This is a genomic window from Arthrobacter sp. NPDC056727, assembly GCF_042790555.1.
Taxonomy (GTDB): Bacteria; Actinomycetota; Actinomycetes; order Actinomycetales; family Micrococcaceae; genus Arthrobacter.
On sequence record NZ_JBHTZA010000003.1, the window covers coordinates 159,758 to 184,053 of the forward strand.

The following is a 24,296-nucleotide window of genomic DNA, read 5'->3' on the forward strand; positions in this document are numbered from 1 at the left end:
TTCGGCGGATGCGGCATGAACACACCGCACCGCCAGTGGCAGCCCGTCCGCTTCAGCCCCCCGCCCGCCCGGAAGGCCGCCATCGAACCTGTCCCTGACGCCGAATCTGTGCTGGACGCGGAATCGGTACTGAACATCGAGCAGCTGCTGGACAGGGTTGCTTCGGCTGTGGGGGACGTCCCTGCCCTCCTGGCCATCGCCCAGCAGGCCGGCCGTTCGGCGCCGATGCCCGGTGGCGGGCGGACTGCCCGTTTATGGGAGTTGCTGGCATCAGTCGCGGCGGTGGACGTGGCTGCCGCCAGGGTCCTGGAGCCGCACCTTGATGCCGGCGCCATCCTGTCCCAGGCGGGAACTTCGGAAACGTTCAAGGGATCGTGGGGCGTCTACGCAGCCGAAGCCCCCGGCACCAGGCTGACGGCTGAACCGGTCACTGAACCGGCCACTGAACAGGGTCCTGAACAGGGCGAGGCAGAACCCGGCAAAACTCCGGGCGACGTGCAGCTGAGCGGCTCCAAGCCCTGGTGCTCGCTGGCGCAGTTCGTGGACCACGCCGTTGTGACTGCGCACACCGGGACCGGCAGGGCCGCCTTCACCGTCGATCTCCGGGCCGCCGGCGTCACCTGCGACGTGCCGGAGTGGACCAGCCGCGGACTGCGCGAGATCCCCAGCGGCACAGTCCACTTCGACCGGGTTCCTGCCGTGCCGCTCGGAGGTGACGGCTGGTACTTCCAGCGCCCCGGCTTTGCCTGGGGCGGCATGGGCGTTGCCGCATGCTGGTTGGGCGGCGCCGTGGCGCTCGGCCGCCACTTCGAAGCCGCGCTCCTGCGCGGAGCCAGGTCCCAGCGCGAGCCCGACCAGGTGGCGCTCGCAGCCTTGGGCGAAGTGGACCGGATCCTGGCTTCGACCCTCCAGTACCTCGCCCGCGCAGCCGATGCCGTGGATGCCGCGCCGCAGCCGGCCAGCGGCGGGGCCGAACCCAACGGCGGCGGGGCCGTTGGTGCGTGGAGCGAGGCGCTCCGTGTCCGCGGAACTGTTGCTGCCGCCGTCGAACGCGTCCAGCTCCTGGTGAGCCAAAACCTGGGACCCGGCCCCCTGGCCTTCGACGAACGGTACGGCAAGTGCATGGCGGACCTGTCGCTCTACGTGCGGCAGCACCACGCCACACGTGACGACGCCCAGTTGGGTGCACTGACCCTCACGGGCGAGCACGCGTGGTGACGTTCTCGCACGCGGATGCGGGCACGGACGAGGAGGCCTGGGCAGGCAGCGGCCTGGACACGATCGGCGAACTCCCGCTGGATCCGGCTGAGCTGGCTGGGATGGGGTTCGTGGTCCTGGTTGCCCATCCGGACGACGAATCCCTTGGAGCCGGAGGCCTGCTTGCGCGGCTGGTGTCCGCCGGCGCGGACGTCGAGGTGCTGCTGTGTTCAGCGGGGGAGGCGTCCCATCCAGGTTCGCCCACCACGACGCCGGCGCAGCTTGCCGCCGTCCGCCGGGAGGAGTTCGCGGCTGCCATGGCGGCGTTCGGGCTGGCGGACCATTGGCAGTTCCTGGGCCTCCCGGACAGCGGGCTGGCCCGGCACCGCGCAGTCATTGCCGAAAACCTGGCGGACCTGATCAGCCACCGCAGCACACCCGACGGCGGGCTGGTCATTGTTGCCCCTTACCGCGGTGACGGGCACATCGACCACGACACCCTGGGGGCCGTGGCGGCGGAGGCGGCCGCAGCCGGAGGCCACGGGCTTCTGGAATACCCCATCTGGTACTGGCTGTGGGCCACGCCGGAGGACACGGCCTGGCGGAGCTGGACCAGGCTGCCCCTGAGCCCGGGTGAACGGGAGGCCAAGCGCGCAGCCCTTGGCGCCCACGCCTCGCAGCTGCTGCCGCTCTCTGACCAGCCGGGCGACGAGGCACTGCTGTCAAAGCAGTTCCTGGCGCACTTCTCCCGGCCCTTTGAGGTCTTCGCCTGGCGGCCTCCGGTCACCGGAAGGCGAAGGGCCCGGGACGCCGAGGCCGTCTTTGACGCCCTGCACCGCAGCGCAGAGGACCCGTGGAGGTACCAGGACAGCTGGTATGAGCAGCGCAAACGCAGCCTGACCCTCGCCGCCCTCCCTGAACAGAAGTACGACGCCGGACTGGAGGCCGGCTGCTCGATCGGCACCTTGGGCGAGGAACTGGCAAAGCGCTGCGGGCGGCTCCTGGCCGTGGATGCCAGCGGTACGGCCGTGGCCCGGGCCGCCGAACGGCTCGCCCGATACCCGGGCGCTGAAGCCCGGCAGCTCACCCTTCCGGAACAGTGGCCGGACGGCAGCTTTGACCTGATCGTGCTCTCCGAGATGGGTTACTACCTTGCACCCGCCGAACTGGAGGAGCTGTTCACCCGTATCTCCACGTCCCTCGCGCCGGGCGGAACACTGCTGCTCTGCCATTGGAGGCATCCGGTTTCCGGCTGGGAGCTCGACGGCGACGCCGTCCACGCGCTGGCACGGAGCCACCTGCGGTGGCCGTCGGCCAGCTTTTACCGGGAGCGCGACTTTGTGCTCGAAACCTTCATTGCGCCGGGACCAGCGCGTGACGCCGGCTAGGTCCCGGCCGGTCATCACCCGGGTTGAGGTGGTGATGCCGGTCCATGACGAGGAGCACCACCTTGGGGCCGCCCTTTCCGCGGTCCGCGCCGCGACTGAGGCGCTGGCCCAGCAGCTGCCCCCGGTGGCCACGGGAACCACGATCGTCCTGGACCACTGCACCGACCGTTCGGCGGAAATCGCGGACCGCTTCGCCGTGTCCCATACGGGGGTGAGGGTCCTGCGCCGGCAGTTCCGGAACGCCGGAGCCAGCAGGGCAGCGGGAGCCGCGGCAGCCCTTCTGGACCTCGGCAACGGCCGTCTCGAAACAACCTGGCTGGCAAATACCGACGCCGATTCCCGGGTTCCGGAGAGCTGGCTCGTCCGGCAACTGCACTTCGCGGACGCCGGCTGGGATGTGGTGCTGGGTTCCGTGGAACCGGACTCCGCAGGCATGGACCCGGAGCTGCTCCGGAGCTGGCGCCTCCGGCATCCGGTGGAGGAACGGCACACGAATGTCTACGGCGCCAACCTCGGCGTGCGTGCCTCGGCGTACCGCCAGGCCGGCGGATTTCCGCCGCTCTGCTCCTCCGAGGACCGTGCCCTCGTGGAACAGCTGCGCAGACGTGGCTTCGCCGTCACCGCCACGGACAGCACTCGTGTGCTGACCTCCGGACGGACCGTTGCCCGCGCACCCCACGGGTTTGGTGCTTATCTCCGTGCCCTGGGCGTGGAGACGGCCGCGGCCCTCCGGAGCAGCTGAAAACCGCCGGCTAGCTGTTGCGGTTCCGGTCCCTGCTGTGCCGGTCGCTGCCGTGACGGTCACTTCCGCCCGTGCCCTTCGTGTCCTGGCCGTCGCCGTCTTGGCCGCCGCCCTGCTCGCTGTACTTCTCGCGCAGTTCGCGCCCCAGCCGGACGTCTTCCTCTTCCTTCTCCTGGAGCTTGTCGCTCTTCTTGGTGTCGCGCGGCGGAAGCTGGAGCGTTTCCTCGGCTTCAATGCCTGCCTGCAACTGCCTGCCCCGTTCCATCTCGGCGTCGAACTCGGCACCAAAAAGCAGCGACATGTTCAGGATCCAGAGCCACAGGAGCATGACGATCACGCCGCCGATCGCTCCGTAGGTCTTGTTGTAGTTGCTGAAATTCCCCACGTAGAAGCCAAAGCCCACCGAGGCCACCACGAAGATGAGCAGCGCGATCAGCGAACCAAGGCTCATCCAGCGGAACTTTGGCTGGCGGATGTTCGGGGTGGCGTAGTAGAGGATGGCAATGACCACAATGACCAGTGCCACGATGACGGGCCATTTGGCGATGTTCCACACCGTCAGGACCGCTCCTCCCAGGCCCAGGACGTTGCCGATGGATTCGGCCACCGGGCCGCTGATGACCAGCATTGCTGCAAGCAGCGCAACGATGATCAGCGAGACCACCGTGACCGCGAGCATGGTGCCGCGGAGCTTTACGAAGCCGCGGCCCTCATCTATTTCATAAATCCGGTTCATGGCCCGGCCAAAGGCGGTCACATACCCGGAGGCGGACCAGATCGCCGCCGCGAGGCCGATGACAAGGGTAAATCCGGCCGCAGGAGAGGTGGTCAGTTCCTGGATCGGATCACGGATCGTTTCCACTGCCTGACCCGGAGCTACGCCCTGGACGATTTCCAGGAGTGCCGCCGTCGTCTTTTCGGCCTGGCCGAAGATCCCGAGCAGCGAAACGAGGGCGAGCAGTGCGGGGAACATCGAAAAGATCGCGTAGTAGGTAAGCCCGGCGGCGAGGTCCGGGCATTGGTCGGCAGTGAATTCTCGCAGGGTCTTGCGGGCTATGTACTTCCACGACGGCTTGTCCACGTCCGTGGGGCTGTCCGGCTTTCGGGCGTCATCCGGGGCAGGCGCGCTGGCCGCCTTTGCTGTGCTGGTTTCCGGGGCTTCTTTCGTCGCCATGAGGCATCCTTTCGTTCGCGGGAGGGACGTGTTCCGGGGTGGGCGTCCTGCCGCTATCAGGGGGGCGGGCTCGCGGGGCCGGCGCTTACCGTCCGGGCGCCCTGGGTGGGTTCCGGCGGTCGAGCGTGAGCGGATCACTGCCCAGGGGATCGTCGGCGGGTTGCTTGCCACCCAGCGGATCGTCCGCAATTCCGGTATCCGACTGCGGGCTTTCCGCCAGCTGGGCAGAATCCAGCGGGTTCGGCTCCTGGGCCGGGCCGGCGTCATCAGGCAGGGGAATGCCTGCATCCTGTGGCTGTTGGTTCTCCGTCATGACTGATCCCTCTCCAACATGTCGGACTGCCGCGTGCACCGGCAATCACTCGCCATAAATAGTAAGCATGATTACTATTAGATAGTAAGTACCCCGACTGCCGCTAGTTCAACCGGCCGCCCGCTCCGGAAGCCAAAGACCGGGAGGGGGCGGCTGAGCCCCTGCCGGATAGTGACGTACTGGAAAAGAGAGAGGTGGATCCGCAGTGGACCCAAGTGCCTGGATTTGGATCGTCGTTGTAATTGTCGTCATCGCGCTCGTGTTGGTGCTTCTGATGTCCAGCCGCAGGCGCCGCGAGGCGTTCCGGCAGAAGCGCGATGAGCAGAACCGCCAGCATGCGGCCGAGATCCGCCGGAAAGCGGAAAACGCGGATCTTGAGGCGCGTGAAAACGAAGCCCGCGCCATGCACGCCAAGGCCGACGCCGAAAAGGCGCAGGTTGAAGCCGCGCGGCTCCGCCAGGAAGCCGAGAGCCGCCAGTCGGCCGCGCAGGAGTTCCGGACGGATGCTGAGAAGCACCAGTACAAGGCGGACGCGCTGGACCCCGACGTGGACGCTGATGGCAACCGGCGCGACGATACGCAGATGGATGCCGGGCGGAACGACGTCCGGGCTGCCGACGCCGGGGATGCTGACGCCCGGACCGCCGAGGCGCGAAACGACGATGCGCGTAACGCTGAGACACGCGATGCAGACGCGCGGGACGTCGATGCCCGCCGCTCGGATGCTGACACGACGGACGCGACCCGGAGGAATACCCCGCGCGAGTAGGGCCGCGAGCCGGCCGTCGTCGGGCTTTTAACTCCGGCGGATGAGGGCCAGGAGGCTGCGCCGGGGTTTGAGGGGTGGGGACGCCGGGACGCCTGCGCCTTTACCCATGCCATCAATTACTTCGCGGATGGCTTCCAGTGACGGCGTGCGCGGTTCCCAGCCCAGCTCGTCCCGGATCCGCCGGGTGTCCATGATCGGCGCGCCGGCCGCCATCTCCACCCATCCCGAGTCTGTCTGCTGAAGGCGCAGCCGCCAGGTGGCGCCGACGAAGGCGTGCAGTGCGCGGAGCGGGACTGGAAGGATCCGCCTGGCGGAAAACAGCCTGGCCAGGTTCTGTGGCGTGACCACCGGCTCGGCCGCCACATTGAACGCTCCGCCGGCCCCGTGCTCGAGGACGCGCCAGTAGGCGTCGGCGACGTCGTCGGCATGCACCGCCTGAAAGACCAGTTCCTCGGGAATCGGCAGTATTGGCAGCGCCGGCCGGCGCGGGACGAACCTCGGGTGGACCCATCCGAGGAAGTACCGGCCGATCTCGCTGCCGGCCTTGGCTTGGAAGATGAGGCCGGGGCGCAGCCTGGCCACGGCGATGGCGGGGTTGTCCGCCATGAACCTGTCCAGGAGCCTCTCCTGCTCCGCCTTGTGCCGGCTGTAGTGCGAGCCCGCCATGCCTCCGGCGGGCCAGGATTCGTCCACGCGGCGGTCCTTCGGTGACCTGCTGTAGGCGCCGACCGAGGAGGCGCACACCACATGGCCTACGCCGGCTTCCCGGGCGGCGGCCAGCATGTTGGCAGTGCCGGTGACGTTGGTGCGGTGCAACTGGGGCAGGTCCCTGTTCGGCTGGATCTGCCAGGCCAGATGCACCACCGCGTCCGCGCCGGCAAAGGCCTTGGCCAGGTTCTGTGCGGCATCATCGGCACCCACATCCAGCGTGTGCCACTGGACGCCGGCGTAGGGTGGCCGTGTGCTGTCCGGGGCGCGGCGGCTGACGCCCACCAGTTCCAGGCCGCCCGGGTATTCGTGCCCGGCCTCCTGGAGCCTGCGCAGCAGGGCCGTTCCCGCATTGCCGCTGGCGCCCGTGATCGCGATACGCATGAAATGCCCTCCGTCTGTTGCCGTGGAACGGTCTGGTCAGGCGGCCCGACGACGGGCCGTAACCGTGGTACTTCTTCCGAGCGTATAGCTTCGGGACCATTGTGTAATAAGCAGGCTTATGATTTCCTACTTCTAAGTCTTGCCGCAGGCTTTCTCGACCTCCCGATCGAAGGAACCCACGACAATGCCAGATACCCCGCCTTCTTACTCCGCGACCTGCTCCGCCCACGCGGCGCCCCAGCATGGGCCTCCCGCGGGGCGGCTGCATGACGCCTTCGAGAACCAGCTGGTGCTCAATTACCTGGACCTGGCGGAGTCGCTCGCTTCCCGGTATGCAGCCCGCGGGAGGGAGCGTTCAGACCTGGTCCAGGTGGCTTATCTGGGGCTGGTCAAGGCTGCCCGCGGCTTCGATCAGGAGAAAGGCGAAAGTTTCCCGGCCTACGCCGCGCCCACCATCAGCGGGGAACTCAAGCGCTTTTTGCGGGACCGGTGCTGGACCGTGCGGCCGCCACGGCGGGTCCAGGACGTCCGGACGCAGATGCTGCACACCGCCCCGGACATGGCCCAGTCGCTGGGCCGCGTGCCGTCGGAGCAGGAGCTTGCGGCCGAGCTGGGGGTGACCGCCGCCGACGTGCGGGAGGCCCGGGCGGCGGCGAGCAGCATGCATCCCGACTCGCTGGACAGTCCGGATCCCTGGGGTGGACCGACGATGGGTGAAGGACTTGTCTCGCCGGACCGGCCGATAGAGCACCTCGAGGAGCTCGTCTGCCTCAACGAGGCCATCCAGGAACTGGATCCTGACGACCGGGAGATGCTGTACCGGCGCTACTTCCGGGAAGAGACCCAGGTGGAGCTGGGCAGGCGCTTTGGCATTTCCCAGATGCAGGTGTCCCGGCGCCTGTCCCGGATCCTCGTGTGCCTGCAGCGCCGGCTGCTCGATGAGGAGGTCCGCAACGGGGATGCGGTCACCGGCAGTACGGGAACCGGCAGGACCGGCACTGGCAGGACCGGAGCGGATCAGGCCAGCCGGAGCCGCCCGACAGCCGACAGGACATCCTCCACCGTGACGGCCAGCAGGGCCGGGTCAGGGGTGGCCGCGAAGGTGTCGCCGCGGCGGGCCTGAGCGTCCGTCAGCACTATGTGCGGTCCCGGGGGCGGTCCCCAGACTTCGGCCGGGGCCGGGCCGAAAAGCACCACTGAAGGCCGCGAGTAGGCAGAGGCGAGATGCGCCGCGCCGGTGTCCGCCGACACCACAAGCCGGGCTTCCGTGATGGCGGCCATGAATTCGGCCAGCCGCAGCCGGCCCGCAAGGACCTGCGTTTCGGGAAGGCCGGCCAGCCGTGCCACGTCCAGCGCCCGCGGCCGTTCCCCCGTGCTGCCAGTGAACACCACCTGGTGCCCATCCTCCGCGAGCGTGCGGGCCACTTCGGCAAAGCGGTCCTCGGGCCACAGCCGGCTGCCGTACGCGGCCCCCACGTGCAGTACCGTGGCGCCGGGGCAGGGACTCGCAACGGCAGGCGGGAGGAGCCGGAAATCGCCCGGTTCCGCGTCGATGCCGTGCCACTGCAGCAGCCTGGTCCAGCGCTCCCGCTCATGGATGTCCTCCACCCACGACGGGCCCGGCCGTTCCGGGGTCCGGTGGCCGATGGTCGTCCTGGGCCGGACGGCGGCGAGCCGGGCCTCGCTTTCGGGTCCGCTGCCGTGCAGGTTCACCGCGATGTCCACCTTGCCTGCCTCGATGGGAATCGGAACGTCCAGGCCATGGGTAGGAAGCAGTTCGTACCCGCCCACAAGCTCCAGCGCGTCTTCCAGCCAGCCCTGCGCCGCGTAGAGAAGGCGGTGTTCCGGATAAGCGCGGTGCAGGGCACGAAGCGCCGGCACAGCAACCAGCAGGTCGCCAAGCTTTAGTGCACGCAGGACCAGCAGGACAGGTTGTTCGGGCTTGCCGTTCCGTGCTTCCACTGCCGTCCTTCTCCTCCTCGGGCAGGCCCTGGGGGGTCGCCTGTCGAGGAGTCTAGCCGAGAAGAAGTAAGCAGGCTGTTGTTTAGGTGTCTGCTGTCCGGGGAACGGAGGGGGTATGGCAAGTAACGCTTCTACGCTCAAGGCCGTGCTGTTCGACCGGGACGGAACGCTCGTGGTTGACGTGCCGTACAACGGCGACCCGCAGAAGGTGCAGCCCTGCCCTGGCGCGCGGAAAGCCCTCGACGGGCTGCGCGGCATGGGCCTGGCCACCGGGGTCCTGAGCAACCAGTCGGGCATTGCCCGCGGCCTCCTGACGGTGGAGGACGTGAACAGCGTGAACGCGCGGGTGGAGGACCTCCTGGGGCCCTTCGACGTCTGGGAGGTCTGCCCGCACGGAGCCGGCGACGGCTGCCTGTGCCGGAAGCCGGCGCCCGGCATGATCCACAGCGCTTGCCGGCGGCTCGGCATCGACCCGTCAGAGGCGGCGTTCATCGGTGACATCGGCAGCGACGTCGAGGCGGCCGCGGCCGCCGGTGCCCGGGGTGTTCTGGTTCCCACACCGCACACCCGCGCCGAGGAAGTTGAGGCCGCCCCCGAGGTTGCCGCCGACCTCGAGCAGGCCGTTGCGCTGTTGTTCCGGGAACAAGAATTTCGGGAATCAGCGCTTAGGAAAGCAGCGCTTTGGGGACCGGTATGAGCAGGGTCCTCGTGGCCCGGTTGGACAGCGTGGGCGACGTCCTCCTGGCCGGCCCCGCAGTCCGGGCCGTGGCGAACGGGCGGCGGGCCGACGGCGGGAGCCCCAATGACGTCGTCGTGCTTTGCGGACCGCAGGGCCAGTCTGCAGCCTCACTGCTGCCCGGCGTCGCCGACGTTTTTGCCTGGGATGCCCCGTGGATCAGCAACCCGGCTCCGCCGGTCACCGGACCGCACCTGGACCCGCTGATTGGCTTTGTCCGGAATTCGCGCATCACTGAAGCGGTCATCCTCACGTCGTTTCACCAGTCGCCGCTTCCGCTGGCGCTGCTCCTGCGGCTGGCCGGCGTGGAGCGCATCACCGGGGCTTCCACCGACTACCCGGGATCGCTCCTGGATGTCAGGCTGAAGCCGGGCGAGGATTTTCCGGAGGAGCAGCCGGAAGCCGTGCGGGCGCTGGGCATCGCCCAGGCGGCAGGTTTCCGGCTCAGGACCGGCGACGACGGAAAGCTCATGGTCAAGGAGCCACCCGGTGTCCGGCACCTGGTGGGGGACGGGCCCTACGTTGTGGTCCATCCCGGCGCCACGGTGCCTGCCCGGGCCTGGCCGCCCCTGCACCATGCGGCGGCCGTGGAACTGCTGGAGGGTGCCGGCCACAGGGTTGTGGTGACCGGCAGCCCGGGTGAAGCCGCCCTCACGGCAACGGTCGCCGGCCCCTCCGCCATCGACCTGGGCGGACGGACAGACCTTTCCACCCTGTCCGGTGTCCTCACCGGTGCCGATGTGGTGGTCAGCGGAAACACCGGACCCGCGCATCTCGCTGCGGCCGTCGGAACCCCTGTGGTGAGCCTGTTTTCCCCGGTCGTCCCGGCAGTGCGGTGGGCGCCGTACGGCGTCCCGCTGGAACTGCTCGGCGACCAGAACGCGCCGTGCCGGCTCAGCCGTGCCCGCGTCTGTCCGGTACCGGGCCATCCCTGCCTCAGCTCCGTTTCGCCGGAGCAGGTGGTGGACGCGGTCGAACGCCTGCTGCGCGGGGTTTCCTCGCTCAGCACACGGAGAAAGGTCCGGAAACTATGAGGATTTTGCTGTGGCACGTGCACGGCTCGTGGACGGACGCCTTTGTCCGCGGCCGGCACGAGTACCTGCTTCCGGTCCTGCCCGGCGGCGGGCCCTGGGGACTGGGCCGGGCGGGCCGGGACTGGCCCGCTTCCGTGCGGGAGGTCGCGTTGGCGGAGCTGGACGCCGGCAGCATGGACGCCGTCGTGCTCCAGCGCCCGGAGGAACCAGCGGAGGTGACCCGCGTCCTGGGCCGGCGGCCCGGCGTCGACCTTCCCGCCGTGTATGTGGAACACAACACGCCCAAGGGCGATGTTCCCTTCACCGTCCATCCGCTCGGGGAGCAGCGCGACATCCCGATCGTGCACGTGACGCACTTCAACGAGCTGTTCTGGGACAGCGGCCGCGCGCCGACCAAGGTGATCGAGCACGGCATCGCGGACCCCGGTTACCTCTACACGGGTGAGGTCCCGGAGCTGGGCGTAGTGGTGAATGAACCGGTACGCCGGGGACGCGTGACCGGCACCGACCTGCTGCCGCGTTTCGCCGCCGCAGCCCCGCTGCGGGTCTTCGGGATGGGCGGCGGCGGGCTGGCGGAGGCCACAGGCATTCCGGCGCCCCGCCTCACCGTGCGGGGTGACCTGAAAACCGCTGAACTCCACCGGGAACTGGCCCGCTGCCGGGCATATCTGCATCCGCTCCGCTGGACCTCGCTGGGGCTGGCCTTGCTGGAGGCAATGCACCTCGGCATGCCGGTCCTGGCACTGGCCACCACCGAGGCGGCACGCGCCGTCCCGGCGGAGGCGGGCTGCATCTCTACCGACGTGGAGGAACTGCGCCGGTGTGCACGGCTGCTGGTCAACGATCCCGAGGAGGCACGACGGCGGGGCAAGGCCGCGCGGGAGGCCGCGCTGGAGCGGTACGGGCTGGAGCGTTTCCTGGCGGACTGGGACGAGGTGCTGGCGGACCTGGCGCCGGCAGGGGCGGCATATCCCGAACCGGAGCGGGCCGGCAGCACGAGGGGGGAGTTTACGGAAGGGGTGGCACCGGGGGATGCAGCTTTGAAGGGGTCCGGACCGGATGCCCTGTCCGCGGCGCGAGAAGGGAATACCCATTGAAGATCTCAATGATTTCGGAACACGCCAGTCCTTTGGCAGCGCTTGGCGGAGTGGATGCGGGCGGCCAGAACGTCCACGTGGCCGCCCTTTCGGCGGCACTGGCCCGGAGGGGCCACCGCGTGACTGTTTACACGAGGCGTGACTCGTCCGGGCTGCCTCCCAGGGTGCGCGTGCATCCCGGGCTCGAGGTGGTGCACGTGGACGCAGGGCCGGCCGAACACGTGCCAAAGGACGAACTGCTCCCTTTCATGGGCGCACTGGCGGATGGGGTGGTCCAGGACTGGGGCGACTCGCCGCCGCACGTGGTGCACGGCCACTTCTGGATGTCCGGGGTGGCCGCCCTGGACGCCGCACGCCGCGGGCCGGGCGGCTTCCGGGTCCCCGTGGTGCAGACCTTCCATGCGCTGGGCACGGTCAAGCGCCGCCACCAGGGCGCCGCCGATACCAGCCCCGCCGAGCGGCGCTTCCTCGAACCGTCCGTGGGCCGGTCGGTTGACCGGATCGTGGCCACCTGCTCCGATGAGGTGTTCGAGCTTCGGGCGATGGGGATAGACACGCGCAGGGTTTCCATTGCCCCCTGCGGGGTGGACCTGGACCTCTTCTGCAGTGACGGCCCGGCCGACGCCCGCTCCCGATCCCACAGGATCCTTTCCGTGGGACGTCTGGTTCCGCGCAAGGGCGTGGACCTGGTGATCCGCGCACTGCCGCATCTGCTGCAGGCCGGGTTCGACGACGTCGAGCTGCTCATCGTGGGCGGCGGGGCGGACGCCGGCGGGCACGATCCGGAAGCGCGCAGGCTGCTGGACCTCGCCCGGAAGCTCGGCGTGGCAGACCAGGTGGAACTCCGGGGCCAGGTGCCCAGGGACGCCATGCCCGGCATCTTCCGCAGCGCGGATGCCGTGGTGTGCACGCCCTGGTACGAGCCGTTCGGCATCGTTCCCCTGGAGGCCATGGCCTGCGGCGTTCCGGTGGTTGCCTCTGCGGTAGGCGGCCTGACGGACACCGTGGTGGACGGCGGCACCGGGCTCCACGTGCCCCCGAAGGACCCCGAAGCCATCGCCGAAGCCCTCGGCACCCTGCTGGCCAGCCCGGACCTTCGCACGAAACTCGGCCGGGCCGGGGAGCAGCGGGCGAAGGCCCGCTACTCCTGGAGCAGGGTCGCCGCCGAAACGGAAAGGGCCTACCAGCTGGCGATCGCCGGCCCCGCGGAAGCCGGCACCCTGGAACCGATGGAAGGAGCTGCGCTGTGACTCCGGAATCCCTTCGGGAAGCTGAGCTTCCTGCGATGCACCGGGTTGGCATGCGGCCCGGCCTTTCCTCTGCGGACCAGCTGTCCGCTCCGGACACCGACTCGGCTCCGGACACGGGCGGGAAGGATGCCGGGGCCGGCTCGCGGGAGGCCGTGCGGGCGCACCTGGAGAACGTCCTTCCCGCCCTGCGGTCCCTGGAAAGCCAAGCCGACACGCTGACAGCCTGGGGCGTGGAACTGGCCCAGCGCCTGCTGAGCGGGCAGAAGCTCCTTGCCGCAGGGAACGGCGGGTCCGCGGCCGAGGCGCAGCACCTGACCGCGGAACTCGTGGGAAGGTTCGACGGCGAGCGGATGCCTTTCTCCGCGATCTCCCTGCACGCGGAAAGTTCGGCCGTCACGGCCATCGCCAACGACTACGGCTACGCAGAGCTCTTTGCCCGGCAGGTCCGTGCCCACGGCCGTTCGGGGGACATCCTCGTGCTGCTGTCCACGAGCGGCCAGAGCCCCAACCTGCTCCGGGCAGCCGAGGCGGCGGCCAGGCTGAACGTGACCACGTGGGCACTGACCGGGCCGGCGCCCAACCCGCTGGCGTCCTGCTGCGATGATGCCGTGGCCATCGACGCCGTCTCGGCCAATGCGCAGGAGGGGCACCTGATTGCGCTGCACGCCATTTGCCGCGCCTTCGAAGCCGAGGTGGCCCGCAGGGGCCGGGGCGTTCCGGGGCCGGAGGCCGATCGCGGATGAGAATCACAGTGGTGGGCGACGTTTTGCTGGACGTGGACCTTTCGGGGGAAGCAACCCGGCTGTGCCCCGACGCCCCGGTGCCGGTGGTGGACGTCGCAGACGTCCGCCGCCGTGCAGGCGGCGCCGGGCTCGTGGCCCGGATGCTGGTCCAGGACGGCCATCCCGTCACCCTGGTGACGGTGCTTTCCGACGACGACGCCTCCTTGGCATTGGAAGGCGCGCTCGCCGGTGTGCGGGTGGTGTCCGGGCCCTCCCGCGCGAGGACGCCTGTGAAGACCCGGGTCCGCGCGGGCCGGCATCCGGTGGTGCGGGTGGACGAGGGATGCGAGAGGCCGGAGGTGCCGGCGGCCACCGCGGGCATGCTCCGGGCTCTGAACCAGGCCGAGGTGATCATTGTGGCCGACTATGGCAGGGGCGTCGCCGCGAATCCGGAGATCCGCGGGGTGCTCGAGGCCCGTGCCGCCGAGATACCGATCGTGTGGGATCCGCACCCGTCCGGCGCCGTCCCGGTGCCCGGCGTCACGGTGGTGACCCCGAACCTTTCCGAGGCTGCCAAAGCCGCGGAAGCCGGCACCGGAACGCCTGCGGCGATTGCCGCCGTCGGCAAAACACTGCTGGACAACTGGCAAAGCCAGGCGGTCCTGGTGACCATGGGGGAGCAGGGAGGCCTGCTGTCCCAGCGCCACGCTCCACCCATGACCATCCCGGCGCCCCGTACCGAGGTCACCGATCCCTGCGGCGCCGGAGACCGGCTCGCGGCCAGCCTCGCCGTCCACCTGGGGGCAGGCCGCAGCCTGGACGGGGCCGCGGAACTTGCGATCAGCGAAGCGGCCGCCTTCCTCGGCGCCGGGGGAGTGGCTTCCCTGCCGGACCGGCACAGGCCCGTCTGGCACCACAGCCATGAAGAGGACGCCCTGGACCTTGCCCGGCGGGTCCGCGCCAACGGCGGAACCGTCGTGGCCACCGGGGGCTGCTTCGACCTGCTGCACGCCGGCCACGCCCGGACGCTGGCGGCCGCCAGGGACCTTGGCGACTGCCTGATCGTGTGCCTGAACTCGGACGAGTCGGTGCGCCGGATCAAGGGGGAGCAGCGGCCCATCGTGGGCCAGCAGGACCGGGCGGAACTGCTGTTGGCACTGGCGTGTGTGGATGCGGTCCTGGTTTTCGGGGAGGACACCCCGGAGGCCTGCCTGGAATCGCTGCGGCCGGACGTCTGGGTGAAGGGCGGCGACTACCGCGCGTCGGATCTTCCCGAGGCCGGCCTGATCGAAAGCTGGGGTGGGCGCTGCGTGACGGTGCCGTTCCACCAGGCGCGGTCCACGTCCGTCCTCGCGGACGCCCTGGCGAAGGTCAGCTGAACCGCAAACCTAAGTCTCGAATTTTGTCCCAAGCGAAAGGAACACCATGACTGACTCGACTCCCCGGCCCGGCCGGGTCCTGGTAACCGGCGGCGCCTCCGGACTGGGGGCCGCCGTCGTCGATGCCGTGCTGAAAGCCGGCGGAACGCCGGTGGTGCTGGACCGGGACATCCGGAACGTCTCCGCGGCGAAGGCCTTCGAGGTGGATGTCTCGGACCGCATTGCGGTGACCGAGGCGGTGAAGCAGGCCGCGGAAACCCTTGACGGGCTTGACGCCGTGGTCACGGCGGCCGGAATCGACCGCTGCGGCAAGCTGGAGGACGTCGCCGCGGAGGAGTGGGAACGCGTGATCGGCGTGAACCTGATGGGCACGGTGTCGGTCGTCCGGGCGGCCCTGCCGTACCTGAAGGCATCCCGGGGCCGGGTGGTCACCATCGCGTCCACGCTCGGCAAACGGGCACTGCCGGAGGCCACGGCCTACTGCGCCTCAAAGTTTGGCGTGGTGGGTTTCAGCCACTCGCTGGCAGCTGAAACGGGCGGCGAAATCGGCGTGACCACCATGATTCCCGGCGGCATGAAAACGCGGTTCTTCGACGACCGCGCCGAGCAGTACAAGCCGCAGGACGACTCACGCCTGAACGATCCCGGCAGCGTGGCCCAGGCGATTCTGTTCGCACTGTCCCAGCCCGCGGGCTGCGAGGTCCGTGAAATGCTCATCTGCCATGAAGAAGAGGGCTCGTGGCCGTGAGTTGGAGGACGTCCTCGTAGACCTCTGAGGGTTCGACGGCCTTCACGGTGGACTCGTCATGCGGGCACCGTGGGGCCGTCCACCCGACCTGCGTGACGTCCACGCCGCACACCGGGCAGCGGGTGACCCAGCCGAGGCGGATCCGGTGGAGGCTGCGGCCCAGCGGTGCGGCGTTGAGGGCATTGCCGGCCCAGTAGACGCCCACGGTGGGCGTGCCCAGGGCCTGGGCCAGGTGCCGGGGTCCGCTGTCGTTCGCCACCACCACGCTGCTGCCCGCCAGTAGTGCCGCGAGCTCGCCGAGGCTGAGTTTGCCGGCCAGTGATTCCACGGTTGGCCGGGCTGCATTCGGTTCGGCCGGTGGTCCGTCAGCGGATTGTGTGCCGTCAGCGGAATGCCCGACGGCGAGCTCCACCACGGCTTCCGCCAGTTCCTTTTCGCTGCTGTCACCCACCACGTAAACCCGGAAGCCGTCGGCGGCCGCCCTCCGGGCCACCGCGCCGAAACGTTCGCCCGGCCAGCGGCGGCGCGGATCGGTCGCCCCGGGATGGATCACCAGCACGCGGTGGTTCCGGGACGCGCCAATATCCAAAGCCAGGTCCTGCGCAAGCTGTTGCCTGAGCTCCGGCAGCGGCTCAAGCCTGGCCTCGAGCTCACGGGGAGGGGCGCCGGCGAAGCCCGCCACCTCGAGGGCCCGCAGCGGCTCGTGCTGGTAGTACACGTAGGGCACGGTCCGTTCCAGTGGCGCCGCGTCCGGGGTTCTTGTGCCCACAGTGTGGCGGGCTCCGAGGCGGAGCAGGAAGGGATTTGAGTACCGGCCGCCGCCGTGCAGCTGGACGGCCAGGTCAAAGTTCCTGGTGCGCATTTCCGCGAAGAACCGCTCTGCTTCACCGCGGTCCTCCGGTCCGGGGCGGACGCCTTCGGCAAACGGCAGGATCACCGTCTCATCCACCGGCCCCACGGTCTGCGACAGCAGCTCCGCCTGGACCGGCGTGCACAGCAGGGTGACAGTGGCTCCCGGGTAGGCGGCCTTCAGGGCCGCGACGGCGGGCAGGACGTACATCAGGTCGCCCAGGCCGCCGCCCCGGAGAACCGCTATCCGCGAGACGCCGCCGAAGGCTTCCAGGACCGGGCCGATTCCATGTCCGGTGATGCGTGCCCCGCCGAAGTCGGCGTTGAAGAGTTCCATGGTGTGAGCCCCCCTCGGCTCCGGATCGTGCAGGTCGGGACGGGTTTGGTGGGGCCTACCCTACGGTGCACCGGCCCTGTAGTGCCAGCTCGGAAAACTCCCGCTGCCGGCGTGTGTAAACCCGGCGGCGCCCGGGTACGGATCACCTCAGAGAGGGGTGAAATGCCACCCCGGCACAGGCCAATCCACCGTGAGGAGCCACATGCAATCGACCATCGCCAACCACCTGGCCCATGCAGAAGACGTGCTGACCATCCTGAATCCCAGAACCGGGGAAACGGTTGGCAGCGTCCCGGCCGCGGGGCCGGAGGATGTGACGGGAGCCGTGGCGGCCGCCCGCGGTGCCCAGCCAGGGTGGGCGGCCACGCCTCCGGCGGAGCGGGGCAAGTTGCTGCGCCACGCTGCCGCGGCGCTCGAGGCTGCGGCAGCAGAACTGGCGGAACTGAACGCGCAGGAGACGGGCCGCCCGGTGGAAGAGGCCCTCGCCGGCATCGCGGCAGGCGTGTCCACACTGGAGCAGTACGCCGAACTCGGACCGCTGCACCGGGGACACAGCCTGCGCGGCAATGCACTGGCAGCCGACTACACCGTTGCCGAGCCCCGGGGCGTGGCCGTCCTGCTGACGCCGTGGAACGATCCCGTTGCGGTTGCCTGCGGACTTATCGGCGCAGCCCTGGTCACCGGGAACACCGCCATCCACAAGCCAAGCGACCGCTGCCCGCACGTGGGACAGCTTCTGGGGGAGGCGCTGGCGCCGCTATTTCCGCCCAACGTGCTGGTCACGCTGACCGGAGGGGCCGACGTCGGGACCCTCCTCACGCAGCAGCCCGACGTCGACATGTTCGCCCACGTCGGATCCAGCGGGACGGGGGACCGGATTGCGCGGGCCGCGGTGCTGACCGGTGCCTACGTCATCAGGGAAAACGGCGGCAACGATCCGTTGCTGGTCGACGCCGACGTGGATCCGGCCTGGGCAGCGGAGCAGGCGGCGATCGGGGCCTTCAGCAACAGCGGCCAGATCTGCACGTCCGTGGAGCGGATCTACGTCCACCGCGCCATTGCCGAAGAGTTCTGCCAGGCCCTCGCCGGACAGGCCCGGGACCGGAACAGCGGAGACCGGCTCGCTCCGCTGGTGGACACCCGGATGCGGGACGCCGTCCAGCGGCACGTGGCCGAGGCGCTGGAACTCGGGGCGCGGGCCGTGGAAGGCGGGACTGTCCCGGACGGACCCGGCGCCTTCTACCCGGCCACCGTCCTCGTGGAGTGCACCGACACCATGGACGTCATGGCCGAGGAAACGTTCGGCCCCGTGGCCCCGGTGCGCGTGGTGGACAGCTTCGAGGACGGGCTCGCCCTCGCCGCCGCCGGCCGCTACGGACTGGCTGCCACCGTCCTGACCGGAAGCATTGCCCACGCCCAGCAGGCCGTCGCCGCACTGCCGGTGGGGACAGTCAAGGTCAACGAGGTCTTTGGCGGTGCCCCCGGCGGCTCTGCGCAGCCCCGCGGCGAAAGCGGGCACGGGTTCGGCTACGGGCCGGAGCTCCTGGACGAATTCACCCGGGTCAAGGTGGTGCACATTGCGGCGCCCCCGCCGGCGGCGCCTGCCGTTGGCTCTTCCTCTGGCACTTCTGCCGACGCCGGGCAGGGCGGGGCAGAGTCGTGACCGCCACGGCACCCGGCGCCGGGGGAGTTGCCGGGGACGACGGCGGCCCGCAGCGTTCCGAACCGGCGCTTTCCGAACAGCGGGGCCTTGCGGCCTGGCTTCCGCGCCGGCTGGCGGAGGAGCGCCTGGCCGTCATGGTGGTGGGCGACTTCATGCTCGACGGCTGGTGGACCGGAACGATCGACAGGATGTGCCGCGAGGCTCCGGCTCCCGTGGTGGACATCGCCCGGCGGGACTTCGCCCCCGGCGGTGCCGCCAACACCGCCATGAACCTGGCAGCCCTGGGTGCCCGGGTCAGCGTGGCCGGAATCGTCGGGACGGACGACGCCGGCGCGGAACTGAGGCGCCAGCTGGACACTGCCGGTGTGGACACCGCGCTGCTCGCCGGGCACCCGGACATGGTCACCACCACGAAAATCCGGATCAGCAGCGGCGGCCAGGTGCTGCTGCGCTTCGACGACTCGGCGGCAACTGTCCCGCCCGGCGCACTGGCGGCATTCGAGGCGGCGGTTCCCGCCGCCGTCGGACAGCAGGACGCGGTGGTGATCTGCGACTACGGAACAGGAGTCCTTGCCGAGCCGGTCCGCAGCCGGCTCATCGAGACCCTGGCCCGGCGCGGGGAGGACACCCTGGTGGTGGTGGACGCCCACGATCCCCGGCCCTGGGCAGGACTGGAGCCGGACCTGGTCACGCCCAACGCACAGGAGGCGGGCAGGATGCTGGACCTCCGGCTCGGCACCGGACCGGAACGCGCGGCGGTGGTGACCGAGCATGCCGGCGAGCTGCTGCAGGCGACCGGGGCACGCGCCGTCGTGGTCACGCTGGACCGGGACGGGACCGTCCTGATTCCCGCCGCGGGGAACACGCACCGGACCTGGGCACGGCCCGCCAACGAGAAGCAGGCCTCCGGCGCGGGTGATACATTTGTCGCCGCGCTGACCCTGGCGCGGGCCGCGTCGCTGCCACTGACGGCAAGCATGGACCTGGCGCAGGCAGCCGCGGACGTGGTGGTCCACCTTCCGGGGACGTCGGTGTGCGGCACGGATGAACTGGGCCGCTACCTGGAAAGCTTCGCGGACACCGCCCTGGCGGCTGATGAACTGGAGCGGCACATCCGCGCCCACCGCAGCGACGGCCAGCGCGTGGTGCTGACCAACGGCTGCTTTGATGTGCTGCACCGCGGGCACACCCGCTACCTGAACCAGGCCAAACAGCTCGGTGACATCCTGGTGGTGGCGCTCAACAGTGACGATTCCGTGCGGAAGCTCAAGGGGCCGGACCGCCCCATCAACAGCGTGGCGGACCGGGCCGCAGTGATCGCCGCCCTGAGCTGCGTGGACTACGTGACGGTTTTTGACACGCCGACGCCGATCCCCCTGATCGAACAGCTGCGCCCGGAGATCTACGCCAAGGGCGGGGACTACACGCCGGAGATGCTGGCCGAAACCGGGGCCGTGGAGGCCTATGGCGGCACAGTCACCATCCTCGACTACGTGGCCGAGCGCTCCACCACGGCCATGGTCCAGCGCATCCGCAACGGCGAAGGTGCGCCGGTGGCGGAGGGGTAGCCGGCGTCCGGAGGGGCGGCCGCCGGCCGCCTGCGGTCAACTAGGCTTAAAGGCATGACGGAAGCGGCGGAGAACTGATGGCACGGCGCACCAAGTCAGGCGGGAAGCCAGGTTCCAAAGCGGGCGGCAAATCAGGCGGCAGGAAGGGCGCGGCAACGGCCTCCGACGTGCTGGAAACTCCCGGCGGAGCGCGTCCAGAAGGCCCAGTTGAGGGCGTCTATTACATCGACACCGGCGACTGTGAGCTCATCGCCGACCAGGACAACTCCACCGGCTGGCTGCTGCGCATCAACGGCGTGATGAGCTCGCACATCGACCTTGCGGATCCGCTGTTCCTCGACTTCGAGTACATGCGCTGGATGTCCGCCCTCATCGAGTCCCGCTGGGCGCCCGCGACCAGGCCCAGGCTGCGGGGCCTGCACCTGGGCGGCGGAGCGTGCTCGCTGGCCCGGTATTTTCATGCCGCCTACCCGGATGCCCGGCAGGTGGTGGTGGAACTGGACGGGAAGCTGGCGGAGTACGTCCGCGGCTGGTTCGACCTGCCCAAGGCCCCGCTGCTCCGGCTGCGCGTCGGGGAAGCCCGCGCCGTGACGGAGACCCTCACCCCGGACACCCGCGACTTCATCATCCGGGACGTGTTCGCCGGCGCGGTGACGCCCGTTCCGCTGACCACAGCCGAGTTCAACGGGCACGTCCGCCGTGTGCTCGCCCCTGGCGGGATCTACGTGGTGAATTCGGGGGACGGGCCGGACCTGAAGAATGCCCGGGAGGACGCTGCCACCATCGCGGCCGCGTTCAAGCACACCATCATCATCGCGGACCCGGCCATGCTGAAGGGGCGCCGCTACGGCAACATGGTGATGGCCGGCAGCGACGAACCGTTCGACGACGATCCCCAGCTCGCGCGGCGGCTCCTCGGCGGGGCGGTGCCGGCGCACATCTGGAACGACGCCAAGGTCCGGGCCTTCGCCGCCGGAGCCCAGGTGCGGCACGACCCCCGGCCGCGCACAGACACCAAGCCCCGGACGGAAGCCGCGCCCGCCGCCGAATCCGGGCCCGCGCCGTCATTCAGCGGCTGAGCTGCCGCGTCCCTGCCCCAGCAGCCACTCCCGGTGCGCCGTGGTCTGCTCGCGCAGCGCCGACACCACGGCAGCGACGGCCGGCCGGCGCATCGAGTCGGGACGCAGGACCATCCAGTAGGGCAGCCGCTCGGCGATTTTTCCGGGCAGCAGGCGCACCAGGTCGGCATGCCGGTCGGCCATAAAGCAGGGGAGGAACCCCACCCCGGCACCGGCCCGGGTGGCCTCGACGTGCACGAAAACGTTGGTGGAGCTGACGCCGTCGCGCATTGCCGGCACCAGCCGCCGCGGAGCATCAAGATCGTCCACCTGCAGCATGGAATCCACGAAGTATACGAGCGGGTGGGAGGTCAGGGCCTCCACCGATTCCGGCATCCCATTGGCCTCGATGTACGAGCGGGAGGCGTACATCCCCAGCTCGTACTCGCCCAGCCGGAACGCTTCGGCGCGGTGCACCTGCGGCTCGCCAACCACCACTTCGATGTCCAGCCCCGAGCGCTGCTGGAGCGCCCGGCGGGTGACGGTGACGATCTCCACGCTGAGCCCCGGGTGGTCCCTCCTCAGCCGTGCCACCGCCGGAGCGGCGATGTACGCGCTGAAGCCGTCGGTCGCCGTCATGCGTACGACGCCGGTGATCGGGTCAGGCGCGCGGCCGGACGGTCCCAGCGTACTCACCGCAGTCTCCACCTGCTCCGCCACCAGCACGGCCTGGGCGCCGAGCTCGGTCAGCTCCCAGCCCCCGGAGGCACGGGCCAGGACGCGGCCGCCCAGCGCCTTTTCCAGTGCGGCGATCCGGCGTGAAACGGTGGTGTGGTTCAGGCCCAGGACCTGGGCGGCTGTGGTGAATTTAGCCGAGCGGGAGACGGCGAGCAGCACCAGCAGGTCGTCCGGGTTGGCATCCATATGTGCAATTTTGCACGAATCCAGTGCCTCATTGGTCATTGAACCGCGCTACTTCTGCAGGAATACTCGGGTGAATTGGAAGTGCTGCACGTGTTCGAAGTGAATGGCTTGCGGCACGTGTCAACGTGGACACTTGGAGGAGCAGACTGTGGACGCACAAGGTCCGGACGTGGAAAAGAACCTGAACGGCCGCAAGGCCCTGGTCACCGGTGGTGCCAGCGGCATCGGCGCGGCGTGCGTCCGGGAACTGGCCGCCAGGGGAGCCAAGGTGGTGGTGGCCGACGTCGACGAAGCCGGCGCCGCGGCTCTCGCCGATGAGGTGGGCGGCACGTCCTGGGCCGTCGACCTCCTGGACGTCGAGGCGCTGGCCGCCCTGAGCCTGGACTGCGACATCCTGGTGAACAACGCGGGCATTCAGCGCATCAGCCCCATCGAGGAGTTCGATCCCGTCGCGTTCCGGCGGATCCTGGCGCTCATGCTCGAGGCACCCTTCCTGCTGATCCGCGCCGCGCTGCCGCACATGTACGCCAACGGCTTCGGGCGCATCATCAACCTGTCATCGGTGCACGGCCTCCGGGCGTCCCCGTTCAAGAGCGCCTACGTCTCGGCGAAACACGGCCTTGAGGGGCTGAGCAAGGTGACGGCGCTTGAGGGCGGCGAGCACGGCGTCACATCCAACTGCGTCAATCCCGGCTATGTCCGGACGCCGCTGGTGGAGAAGCAGGTGGCGGACCAGGCGCGTGTCCACGGGATTCCGGAGTCGGAGGTCCTGGCGAAGGTGATGCTGACCGAGTCCGCGGTGAAGCGGCTGGTGGAGCCGGAGGAGGTGGCCGCGCTGGTTGCCTGGCTGTCCTCCGACGCCGCCGGAATGGTCACCGGGGCCAGCTACACAATGGACGGAGGCTGGTCGGCCCGCTAGTACCGCGGGTCCCTTCGTGTCAGCTCTTCGAGCCCGTCAGGGCCAGGGTGCCGCCGAGGCCGATCATCATCACCCCGCCGGTAGTCGTGACAGCTGCCACCCGGCGGGGTGAGCGGGCAAACCACTGCCGGGCGGTTCCCGCGGCGAGTGCCCAGACGCTGTCCGAGACCAGTGCGATGGCCAGGAAGGTGGCACCAAGCAGGGCCAGTTGCGCCGGGATGGCGCCGGCGGAGTGGTCCACGAACTGGGGGAGGACCGCCACGAAGAACACCACGGACTTTGGATTCGTGGCGCCGACAATGAAGCCTTCGCGCAGAATCCGCCGGGTGGTCGCGGGCCGGGACGGATCGGGGCCTGCATGGCCGCCACGGCGGTGCAGCACCGCCTGGATTCCCAGATAAACGAGGTAGGCCGCGCCGGCAAACTTCACCACGGTGAACAGCAGCACCGACTCGGCCAGCACCACGCCGAGTCCCAGGGCCACACCTGCGATCTGCACGAGTTCCCCGGCAGCATTGCCGAGGACGCTGAGCAGGCCACCCCGCCGCCCCAGCGCCAGCGACCGTCCGATGACGAACAGGACGCTTGGGCCGGGGACGGCGATCAGCAGTGCGGAGACCAGGGCAAAGGCCAGCAGATTCTGCAGCGGGAGCATGCCTGATCGTAACGCCGGTGGCCGCCGGCCAGCCAGAGTCTGTGACTCAATCCGCGGCAGCGCCCGAAGGGCTTTCCGCAGCCGGGTTGCCTGAGGCCCGGATGTACTCCTCCACGGCCGACTCCGGCACGCGGTAGGACTTGCCGAACCGGTCCGCCGCCAGCGTCCCGGCCCGGACCATCCGGTAAACGGTCATTTTCGAGAGGCGCAAGGCCGCGGCGACCTCGGCAATCGTGAGGTACGAGGCAGGCAGGTTGGCGATGGACATGGGATCGGCTCCTGTTGGTGGTCGGCTGGACTGGCGGGATGACCCGCCTAGTCCGGCCGCCTCAGTTGCCGGTGGTCGTAGAAGTACACCCGGTCCGAGGAACGGATCCCGATCGACCGGCCGTTCTTGACCACCACGGTGCCCTCACGCCTGCCGTTGAAGGGATCGTCGCCCACCAGGACGTCACCGACTTTGTAGGGAACGGCGGCCGTGCGGGCCCGCCGCAGGGTCTGGGCCAGAATGCCGGGTAACCGCCCGGACTGAGCAGTTTGTGCCGGCGCCCCGGCTTGGATTTCCAACATGAGGACCACTCCTTCGCAGTGTGACCAATCGTCGAATCACTGGCGGCGCGGGTCCGGTTCACGATCGGGGGTCAGAACCCCAGCCGGCTGGCACCGTGTAGTCCACTGTAGGAAGGAATCACATGCGTCACACGAGTAACATCTACCTCA

At 69.5% G+C, this 24,296-nt stretch carries 25 protein-coding genes; 16 read left to right on the forward strand and 9 right to left on the reverse strand.

What is annotated here, in order from left to right:
* Positions 1-15 precede the first annotated feature (15 nt).
* Genes ACFRAH_RS04135 through ACFRAH_RS04145 form a run of 3 tightly spaced genes read left to right on the forward strand, consistent with a single transcriptional unit; the run spans position 16 to position 3,327 of the window.
* Complete coding sequence (locus ACFRAH_RS04135) at positions 16-1,218, forward strand: hypothetical protein (RefSeq protein WP_377989652.1); 1,203 nt, start codon at positions 16-18, stop codon at positions 1,216-1,218.
* On the forward strand, positions 1,212-2,585 hold the full coding sequence (locus ACFRAH_RS04140) for a PIG-L family deacetylase (RefSeq protein WP_377989653.1): 1,374 nt from the start codon (positions 1,212-1,214) through the stop codon (positions 2,583-2,585). Before ACFRAH_RS04135 ends, ACFRAH_RS04140 begins: the two co-directional genes overlap by 7 nt.
* Entirely contained in the window at positions 2,572-3,327 is a 756-nt protein-coding gene (locus tag ACFRAH_RS04145) for a glycosyltransferase (RefSeq protein WP_377989654.1), read from the forward strand. Before ACFRAH_RS04140 ends, ACFRAH_RS04145 begins: the two co-directional genes overlap by 14 nt.
* A gap of 10 nt (positions 3,328-3,337) precedes the next feature.
* On the opposite strand, the gene ACFRAH_RS04150 is transcribed toward ACFRAH_RS04145, so the two are convergent.
* Together ACFRAH_RS04150 and ACFRAH_RS04155 are read right to left on the reverse strand one after the other, a co-directional pair.
* Positions 3,338-4,501, reverse strand: a complete 1,164-nt coding sequence (locus ACFRAH_RS04150) for a YihY/virulence factor BrkB family protein (protein ID WP_377989655.1) — start codon at positions 4,499-4,501, stop codon at positions 3,338-3,340.
* Positions 4,502-4,586: 85 nt separating this feature from the next.
* Complete coding sequence (locus ACFRAH_RS04155) at positions 4,587-4,814, reverse strand: hypothetical protein (protein ID WP_377989656.1); 228 nt, start codon at positions 4,812-4,814, stop codon at positions 4,587-4,589.
* A gap of 205 nt (positions 4,815-5,019) precedes the next feature.
* On the opposite strand from ACFRAH_RS04155, the gene ACFRAH_RS04160 reads away from it, so the two are divergent.
* Positions 5,020-5,583, forward strand: coding sequence for a hypothetical protein (locus ACFRAH_RS04160; RefSeq protein ID WP_377989657.1), 564 nt, complete (start codon positions 5,020-5,022; stop codon positions 5,581-5,583).
* A 27-nt stretch (positions 5,584-5,610) separates the two neighbouring features.
* Here ACFRAH_RS04160 and ACFRAH_RS04165 read toward each other — a convergent pair whose 3' ends face one another.
* The gene (locus tag ACFRAH_RS04165) at positions 5,611-6,675 is read right to left on the reverse strand and encodes an NAD-dependent epimerase/dehydratase family protein (RefSeq protein ID WP_377989658.1); all 1,065 of its coding nucleotides are present in this window, start codon (positions 6,673-6,675) and stop codon (positions 5,611-5,613) included.
* Positions 6,676-6,859: 184 nt separating this feature from the next.
* Here ACFRAH_RS04165 and ACFRAH_RS04170 point away from each other — a divergent pair, with 184 nt between their 5' ends.
* Complete coding sequence (locus ACFRAH_RS04170; RefSeq protein WP_377989659.1) at positions 6,860-7,798, forward strand: sigma-70 family RNA polymerase sigma factor; 939 nt, start codon at positions 6,860-6,862, stop codon at positions 7,796-7,798.
* Here ACFRAH_RS04170 and ACFRAH_RS04175 read toward each other — a convergent pair.
* Positions 7,693-8,637 (reverse strand): glycosyltransferase family 9 protein, encoded by a 945-nt coding sequence (locus ACFRAH_RS04175; protein ID WP_377989660.1) that lies wholly within the window; start codon positions 8,635-8,637, stop codon positions 7,693-7,695. The genes ACFRAH_RS04170 and ACFRAH_RS04175 overlap by 106 nt on opposite strands.
* A 115-nt stretch (positions 8,638-8,752) precedes the next feature.
* Here ACFRAH_RS04175 and ACFRAH_RS04180 point away from each other — a divergent pair, with 115 nt between their 5' ends.
* From ACFRAH_RS04180 to ACFRAH_RS04210, 7 genes are read left to right on the forward strand one after another with little or no spacing between them, the layout of a single operon-like run.
* Positions 8,753-9,334: a D-glycero-alpha-D-manno-heptose-1,7-bisphosphate 7-phosphatase gene (locus ACFRAH_RS04180; RefSeq protein ID WP_377989661.1), complete on the forward strand. Its 582-nt coding sequence runs from the start codon at positions 8,753-8,755 to the stop codon at positions 9,332-9,334.
* Positions 9,331-10,407 carry a glycosyltransferase family 9 protein gene (locus ACFRAH_RS04185; RefSeq protein WP_377989662.1) on the forward strand — a complete coding sequence of 359 codons (1,077 nt, stop codon included), beginning with the start codon at positions 9,331-9,333 and terminating at the stop codon, positions 10,405-10,407. Before ACFRAH_RS04180 ends, ACFRAH_RS04185 begins: the two co-directional genes overlap by 4 nt.
* Entirely contained in the window at positions 10,404-11,504 is a 1,101-nt protein-coding gene (locus ACFRAH_RS04190; protein ID WP_377989663.1) for a glycosyltransferase, read from the forward strand. Before ACFRAH_RS04185 ends, ACFRAH_RS04190 begins: the two co-directional genes overlap by 4 nt.
* Positions 11,501-12,754, forward strand: a complete 1,254-nt coding sequence (locus tag ACFRAH_RS04195; protein WP_377989664.1) for a glycosyltransferase — start codon at positions 11,501-11,503, stop codon at positions 12,752-12,754. Before ACFRAH_RS04190 ends, ACFRAH_RS04195 begins: the two co-directional genes overlap by 4 nt.
* Complete coding sequence (locus ACFRAH_RS04200; protein WP_377989665.1) at positions 12,751-13,497, forward strand: SIS domain-containing protein; 747 nt, start codon at positions 12,751-12,753, stop codon at positions 13,495-13,497. Before ACFRAH_RS04195 ends, ACFRAH_RS04200 begins: the two co-directional genes overlap by 4 nt.
* A complete protein-coding gene (locus ACFRAH_RS04205) occupies positions 13,494-14,855 on the forward strand; it encodes a PfkB family carbohydrate kinase (protein ID WP_377989666.1) in 1,362 nt (453 codons plus the stop codon). Before ACFRAH_RS04200 ends, ACFRAH_RS04205 begins: the two co-directional genes overlap by 4 nt.
* 46 nt (positions 14,856-14,901) lie before the next feature.
* The gene (locus ACFRAH_RS04210; RefSeq protein WP_377989667.1) at positions 14,902-15,603 is read left to right on the forward strand and encodes an SDR family oxidoreductase; all 702 of its coding nucleotides are present in this window, start codon (positions 14,902-14,904) and stop codon (positions 15,601-15,603) included.
* Here the strand turns inward: ACFRAH_RS04210 and ACFRAH_RS04215 are convergent.
* Complete coding sequence (locus ACFRAH_RS04215; RefSeq protein WP_377989668.1) at positions 15,569-16,789, reverse strand: glycosyltransferase family 9 protein; 1,221 nt, start codon at positions 16,787-16,789, stop codon at positions 15,569-15,571. The genes ACFRAH_RS04210 and ACFRAH_RS04215 overlap by 35 nt on opposite strands.
* A gap of 202 nt (positions 16,790-16,991) precedes the next feature.
* Here ACFRAH_RS04215 and ACFRAH_RS04220 point away from each other — a divergent pair, with 202 nt between their 5' ends.
* The 3 genes from ACFRAH_RS04220 to ACFRAH_RS04230 all read left to right on the forward strand — a co-directional run bounded on the left by ACFRAH_RS04220 (position 16,992) and on the right by ACFRAH_RS04230 (position 21,099).
* A complete protein-coding gene (locus tag ACFRAH_RS04220) occupies positions 16,992-18,452 on the forward strand; it encodes an aldehyde dehydrogenase family protein (RefSeq protein ID WP_377989669.1) in 1,461 nt (486 codons plus the stop codon).
* Complete coding sequence (gene rfaE2, locus ACFRAH_RS04225; protein ID WP_377989670.1) at positions 18,449-20,020, forward strand: D-glycero-beta-D-manno-heptose 1-phosphate adenylyltransferase; 1,572 nt, start codon at positions 18,449-18,451, stop codon at positions 20,018-20,020. Before ACFRAH_RS04220 ends, rfaE2 begins: the two co-directional genes overlap by 4 nt.
* A gap of 77 nt (positions 20,021-20,097) precedes the next feature.
* Positions 20,098-21,099, forward strand: coding sequence for a spermidine synthase (locus ACFRAH_RS04230; RefSeq protein ID WP_377989671.1), 1,002 nt, complete (start codon positions 20,098-20,100; stop codon positions 21,097-21,099).
* Here the strand turns inward: ACFRAH_RS04230 and ACFRAH_RS04235 are convergent.
* The gene (locus tag ACFRAH_RS04235; RefSeq protein WP_377989672.1) at positions 21,085-22,002 is read right to left on the reverse strand and encodes a LysR family transcriptional regulator; all 918 of its coding nucleotides are present in this window, start codon (positions 22,000-22,002) and stop codon (positions 21,085-21,087) included. The genes ACFRAH_RS04230 and ACFRAH_RS04235 overlap by 15 nt on opposite strands.
* A gap of 169 nt (positions 22,003-22,171) precedes the next feature.
* On the opposite strand from ACFRAH_RS04235, the gene ACFRAH_RS04240 reads away from it, so the two are divergent.
* Complete coding sequence (locus tag ACFRAH_RS04240) at positions 22,172-22,921, forward strand: 3-hydroxybutyrate dehydrogenase (RefSeq protein ID WP_377989808.1); 750 nt, start codon at positions 22,172-22,174, stop codon at positions 22,919-22,921.
* 19 nt (positions 22,922-22,940) lie between these two features.
* On the opposite strand, the gene ACFRAH_RS04245 is transcribed toward ACFRAH_RS04240, so the two are convergent.
* From ACFRAH_RS04245 to ACFRAH_RS04255, 3 genes are read right to left on the reverse strand one after another with little or no spacing between them, the layout of a single operon-like run.
* A complete protein-coding gene (locus ACFRAH_RS04245; protein ID WP_377989673.1) occupies positions 22,941-23,576 on the reverse strand; it encodes a LysE family translocator in 636 nt (211 codons plus the stop codon).
* 46 nt (positions 23,577-23,622) lie between these two features.
* Positions 23,623-23,844 carry a helix-turn-helix domain-containing protein gene (locus tag ACFRAH_RS04250; protein WP_377989674.1) on the reverse strand — a complete coding sequence of 74 codons (222 nt, stop codon included), beginning with the start codon at positions 23,842-23,844 and terminating at the stop codon, positions 23,623-23,625.
* A 47-nt stretch (positions 23,845-23,891) separates the two neighbouring features.
* A complete protein-coding gene (locus ACFRAH_RS04255) occupies positions 23,892-24,146 on the reverse strand; it encodes a hypothetical protein (protein ID WP_377989675.1) in 255 nt (84 codons plus the stop codon).
* Positions 24,147-24,296: the final 150 nt, after the last annotated feature.

Excerpts from the sequence above, each read along its gene's own strand:
- ACFRAH_RS04210 (WP_377989667.1), top strand. The coding sequence starts at position 14,902 with ATGACTGACTCGACTCCCCGGCCCGGCCGGGTCCTGGTAACCGGCGGC.
- ACFRAH_RS04155 (WP_377989656.1), bottom strand. The coding sequence starts at position 4,814 with ATGACGGAGAACCAACAGCCACAGGATGCAGGCATTCCCCTGCCTGAT.
- ACFRAH_RS04230 (WP_377989671.1), top strand. The coding sequence starts at position 20,098 with ATGGCACGGCGCACCAAGTCAGGCGGGAAGCCAGGTTCCAAAGCGGGC.
- ACFRAH_RS04150 (WP_377989655.1), bottom strand. The coding sequence starts at position 4,501 with ATGGCGACGAAAGAAGCCCCGGAAACCAGCACAGCAAAGGCGGCCAGC.
- ACFRAH_RS04235 (WP_377989672.1), bottom strand. The coding sequence starts at position 22,002 with ATGGATGCCAACCCGGACGACCTGCTGGTGCTGCTCGCCGTCTCCCGC.
- ACFRAH_RS04135 (WP_377989652.1), top strand. The coding sequence starts at position 16 with ATGAACACACCGCACCGCCAGTGGCAGCCCGTCCGCTTCAGCCCCCCG.
- ACFRAH_RS04215 (WP_377989668.1), bottom strand. The coding sequence starts at position 16,789 with ATGGAACTCTTCAACGCCGACTTCGGCGGGGCACGCATCACCGGACAT.
- ACFRAH_RS04205 (WP_377989666.1), top strand. The coding sequence starts at position 13,494 with ATGAGAATCACAGTGGTGGGCGACGTTTTGCTGGACGTGGACCTTTCG.
- ACFRAH_RS04170 (WP_377989659.1), top strand. The coding sequence starts at position 6,860 with ATGCCAGATACCCCGCCTTCTTACTCCGCGACCTGCTCCGCCCACGCG.
- ACFRAH_RS04245 (WP_377989673.1), bottom strand. The coding sequence starts at position 23,576 with ATGCTCCCGCTGCAGAATCTGCTGGCCTTTGCCCTGGTCTCCGCACTG.
- ACFRAH_RS04165 (WP_377989658.1), bottom strand. The coding sequence starts at position 6,675 with ATGCGTATCGCGATCACGGGCGCCAGCGGCAATGCGGGAACGGCCCTG.
- ACFRAH_RS04185 (WP_377989662.1), top strand. The coding sequence starts at position 9,331 with ATGAGCAGGGTCCTCGTGGCCCGGTTGGACAGCGTGGGCGACGTCCTC.
- ACFRAH_RS04255 (WP_377989675.1), bottom strand. The coding sequence starts at position 24,146 with ATGTTGGAAATCCAAGCCGGGGCGCCGGCACAAACTGCTCAGTCCGGG.
- ACFRAH_RS04190 (WP_377989663.1), top strand. The coding sequence starts at position 10,404 with ATGAGGATTTTGCTGTGGCACGTGCACGGCTCGTGGACGGACGCCTTT.
- ACFRAH_RS04220 (WP_377989669.1), top strand. The coding sequence starts at position 16,992 with ATGCAATCGACCATCGCCAACCACCTGGCCCATGCAGAAGACGTGCTG.
- ACFRAH_RS04250 (WP_377989674.1), bottom strand. The coding sequence starts at position 23,844 with ATGTCCATCGCCAACCTGCCTGCCTCGTACCTCACGATTGCCGAGGTC.
- ACFRAH_RS04180 (WP_377989661.1), top strand. The coding sequence starts at position 8,753 with ATGGCAAGTAACGCTTCTACGCTCAAGGCCGTGCTGTTCGACCGGGAC.